Below are 1,389 nucleotides of genomic sequence, written 5' to 3'. Positions count from 1 at the left end.
GGAACGAATAATTGAATTATACTCAAATGAATTAATCAATAATGACTTACTGGAAAAGCAAATGAACAAGTTAAATGCTGAAAAAGCAAAATTAATAAATGATCAAAGGTCAACATTAGAAGAGGAAACGCAAACAATAACTGAAGATATGTTAGCTAATATTCAAAGCGATTTTGAGGATTTAGAATTTAAGGACAAACAGGCAATCATACAAACATTTATAAAAGAGATCCATCTAGATGGTGATAACGTCATAATTGATTGGCGTTTTTAATTGAGCAATTTTTATGTATTCATTACGGGCTATTCAAGTAGCCAATTATGAATACTAAAAAATGCGAACCAAAAAAAAGAAGAGCACAACGTGTTCAGAAAAGTGCTGGTAACACTTTTTGAACCATTCGCCTAACTAGACTAGGCAAACTCCTGCTGTACCCTTCACATGCATTTTATTACAGATGCAGAAGGTTAGCAATGGTTTGTCATGAATCAAGCGAACCGTTGCTTTTCCTAAAGGGAGCAGATTTAGTATGAAAAAACGTATTGATGTAATTTCCAATGAAGAATCATATAACAACCTATCCTCTTTCACAGATATTGAAGAATTAAATAAAACGGTACGAGTATACAGAGACGTCATCCGTGTGGAAATTAAGCGTTCAGATGTCCAATCACGACTTATTGCCCTCCTGGAGCTTTTAAAGCGTTACAGCTGCAAGCAACTTGGTGTGAGCTACATGTGTAAAAATACGATTGCAGCCAAACTTGAACTTTCTTATAAAACAGTTCAACGTTTAATGAAGAAACTTGAAGACCTCGGCATGATCTGCCAGGTACCCATGAAGAGAAAAAAGGATATGATGCAAACAGCTAATGCTATTATCATTCAGCCTGTGAAAAATGAAATGACCGGCAAGCCCCCTGGGAAAGTGACCAAGAAGTGTCCGGCCATTAAGACAACTACTTCTTTCTTAAAACAAAATATTAATAACAATAAACGTAAAGCCGTTGCTCAATTCTCTAATGTGGATAATTCTCCAAAAAACTCTTTGAAACAAGCCAATTTTGTAGCCCATTGGGTTCCAGGTGTATTTAGTAGTCTAGTTGGTTCTTTCTACGAAAAAGCTGAAACTATACAGGAATTTTGGAAGGTTATTAAGCAATGTAATAGAGTGGTTGATTATTCTACTAGCAAAAGAGCATTCACAAGGGAACAAGAAATAGAAATAGGCACCAAAGCATTCAAGGAATTTGCTATGAAGGTGAAAAGTGGAGTGAATATACGTAAAGGACAATTTGCTTACTTCAACGGCATTGTGAACAAACTTATGAACGACCTTTACTTTGATGCTGATTTCATGGCCTAAATAGCTCCACCTACACCAGCCA

The 1,389-nt window shown here is 35.8% G+C and carries 1 protein-coding gene and 1 pseudogene; both read left to right on the top strand.

The genetic code is table 11. The features are described from left to right. Positions 1-274, top strand: a pseudogene (locus CVN76_RS24605) (recombinase family protein); the annotation flags it as partial. 256 nt (positions 275-530) lie between these two features. Then, on the top strand, positions 531-1,367 hold the full coding sequence (locus tag CVN76_RS24600; protein ID WP_100533410.1) for a helix-turn-helix domain-containing protein: 837 nt from the start codon (positions 531-533) through the stop codon (positions 1,365-1,367). The last annotated feature ends 22 nt before the right edge of the window (positions 1,368-1,389 follow it).

The sequence above is a fragment of the Bacillus sp. mrc49 genome (genome assembly GCF_002803435.1).
Note: the sequence above shows the minus strand (reverse complement) of the source record. Positions and strands in the feature narration are given on the sequence as shown.

What these genes read in the sequence shown, in the direction of transcription:
- CVN76_RS24600 (WP_100533410.1), top strand. Translation starts at nt 531, where the DNA reads ATGAAAAAACGTATTGATGTAATTTCCAATGAAGAATCATATAACAAC.